Source organism: Dokdonella sp. (assembly GCF_049593775.1).
Taxonomy (GTDB): Bacteria; Pseudomonadota; Gammaproteobacteria; order Xanthomonadales; family Rhodanobacteraceae; genus Dokdonella.
Genome location: NZ_JBAWHJ010000109.1, coordinates 1 through 2946 on the forward strand (window position 1 = coordinate 1; position 2946 = coordinate 2946).

The 2946-nt window shown below is 60.6% G+C and carries 2 protein-coding genes; both read left to right on the forward strand.

Features of this window, described 5'->3' with window-relative positions; translation table 11 throughout:
• The first annotated feature begins 276 nt into the window (after positions 1–276).
• Complete coding sequence (istA, locus tag WBP53_RS03680) at positions 277–1785, forward strand: IS21 family transposase (RefSeq protein ID WP_423926052.1); 1509 nt, start codon at positions 277–279, stop codon at positions 1783–1785.
• Positions 1775–2587, forward strand: a complete 813-nt coding sequence (istB, locus tag WBP53_RS03685; protein ID WP_423926050.1) for an IS21-like element helper ATPase IstB — start codon at positions 1775–1777, stop codon at positions 2585–2587. The genes istA and istB overlap by 11 nt, the downstream gene beginning before the upstream one ends.
• The last annotated feature ends 359 nt before the right edge of the window (positions 2588–2946 follow it).

The following is a 2946-nucleotide window of genomic DNA, read 5'->3' on the forward strand; positions in this document are numbered from 1 at the left end:
CCGCGATCTGAACCTCACTGAATTTCGACTTGCGCATAAAACCCTCCGTTGGGGAGAGTCTCTACTTTTCTTTGGCTCCACTCTAGGGGCTATTGACCAACTGAAATCCAAGGGGTTTACTCGCGTATGCGTGACCGATACAAAGCTCCTGCGCTGTTGATGTCCACCCAGAACTGACCCACTTGGCGGGGTAATTTCCATCCAAAATTGACCCACCTGATTTCACTACCCTGATCATTTTGTGCTCAGGGGACTTCAGGAGTGATCACAGTGGGCATGTTGGCCAAGATTCGGCGGATGTACTTCCGCGACAAGCTGTCGTTGCGCGAGATTGCCAGGCGCAACGGTATCTCCCGCAATACCCTGAGACGCTGGTTGCGCCAGGAAGACGTGACCGAACCGGTGTATCCGGCACGGGTGACACCGAGCATCCTTGATCCTTACCGCGAGCAGCTTGAGGCGTGGCTGAGCGCCGACCGGCACCGGCCCAAGCGGGATCGACGCACCGCACGGGTGATGTTTCAACACTTGCAGGCACAAGGCTATCCGGGTGGGTATGGCCGGGTCGCGACCGCGGTCCGCCGTTGGCACGCCGAGGGCGGCGCCACGCGGCATCGTTCGGCGTTCGTGCCGTTGCGCTTTGAACCGGGCGATGCATTCCAGTTCGACTGGAGCTGCGAGTACGCCGTCATCGGCGGCGTGCGCAGGCGCCTGGAGGTCGCTCACGTGAAGTTGGCCGCGAGCCGGGCCTTCCTGCTGGTCGTCTATCCGATGCAAAGCCACGAGATGCTCTTCGATGCGCATAGGCGCGCCTTTGCCGCGTTTGGTGGCGTGCCGCGTCGGGGCATCTACGACAACATGAAGACGGCCGTCGATCGGGTCGGCCGCGGCAAGGAACGCACGGTCAATGCGCGCTTCCTGGCCATGTGCGGGCACTACTTGTTCGAACCGGAGTTCTGCAATCGTGCCGCAGGTTGGGAGAAGGGTGTCGTCGAGAAGAACGTGCAGGATCGCCGCCGTCAGTTATGGACGGAAGCCGGCCAGCGGCACTGGCCGATGTTGGCCGATCTGAACGCCTGGCTGACGAGCGAGTGCCGCGCCGCCTGGGACGTCATGGCCCATCCGGACTGCCCGGATCTCACGATCGCCGAGGTCTGGCAGAACGAGCAACCCCAGTTCATGCCCAACCCGGCGCCATTTGATGGCTACATCGAGCAGCCGGTCCGGGTCTCGGCTACAGCCTTGATCCATTTCCAGCGCAATCGCTACAGCGTGCCCACAGAGGCGGCGCATCGGGTCATCAGCCTGCATGTTTATCCCACCGAACTGGTGCTGGTGGCCGAGGGCAAGGTACTGGCACGACATGCCCGCTGCTTCGAGCGCTATCAGACTCACTACGACTGGCAACACTACATTCCGCTCGTGCAGCGCAAGCCGGGCGCACTGCGCGATGGCGCACCGTTTGCCGAGATGCCGGCACCATTACGCTCCCTGCAACACCATCTGTTGCGCCGACCTGGCGGTGACCGAGTCATGGCCCAAGTGCTTGCCGCCGTGCCGGTACACGGACTGGAGGCCGTGTTGGTGGCGGTGGAACTGGTGTTGGCATCCGGCGCACCGAATGGCGAACACGTCCTCAACGTGCTGGCACGACTGAGCGAACCGGTCCTGCCGCGGGAGAGTATCGCTACAACACTCACCTTGACCCAAGAGCCTCAGGCCAACGTCAATCGCTATGACGCCCTGCGATCTGCGCAAGTCCGGGAGGTGCGTCATGGCCATTGAACTGATCGCGCGCCTGCGTCAGATGAAGTTGCATGGCATGGCCTCGGCCTGGCCGGAACTGGTGGCCATAGCCCGCCAGCGCGAACTGGATCCGGAGCACTGGCTCGCGGAGTTGCTTGCCGCCGAGGGTGCCGAACGGGAAGTGAAGAGCCAAGCCAATCAGATGAAGGCAGCGCGCTTCCCGGCACACCGGGATCTGGTCGGCTTCGACTTCACCGAGGCCCACGTCGACGAAGCGCTGGTGCGTCGCCTGCATGAATGTGCGTTCTTGGGCAGCGCGCAGAACGTCGTGCTGATCGGTGGCCCGGGATCAGGCAAGACTCATCTGGCCACCGCTATCGGTATCGAAGCCATCCAGCACCATCATCGTCGCGTGCGCTTCCTGTCGACCATTGAGCTGGTCAACACACTGGAACAAGAGAAGGCCGCGGGTCGCCAGGGCAAGATCGCCCAGCGTTTGAGCTATGCCGATCTGGTCATCCTCGATGAACTCGGCTACCTGCCATTTAGTCAGGCAGGCGGTGCCTTGCTATTCCACTTGCTCTCAACCCTGTACGAACGCACCAGCGTCATCATCACCACCAACCTGAGCTTCACCGAATGGGCCAGCGTGTTCGGCGATGCCAAGATGACCACAGCCTTGCTCGACCGTCTGACCCATCACTGCCACATCGTGGAAACCGGAAACGATTCCTGGCGATTCAAAAACAGTTCCGCAGCTACCACACCGCGAAGGCGAAGCAGTCCATCCAAAACAGGAGACAAGAAGACAAACCAGAACGACTTATCCACAACCGAGTAGCTACACTACGCAAACCGAGGGTGGGTCAGTTTTCGATGAAAACCCCGGGTCAGTTTTGCGTGGAAATCAACACTCCTGCGCCCCAGAGAGTATTGCGTAGCTCCCTTTTCCGGCACTCCTTCTTCGTTCTCTGGACCTGGAGGAGCTTGCATTTCGTGGCGATCTTCGTAGCCACAGATAAACAACCGGGACACCCACAATCCCTCAAACACGAACAACCGGGACACCCACAATCCCTCAAACCACAACTGGGACACCCACAATTCGCCCTGGCAGCACCTGCCAGAACGATCTGGTCACGACAACGACCGAAAGTTGGCTTGGCGCCCGATTAAAGGGCCGAATTCCCTGGCCTTCGG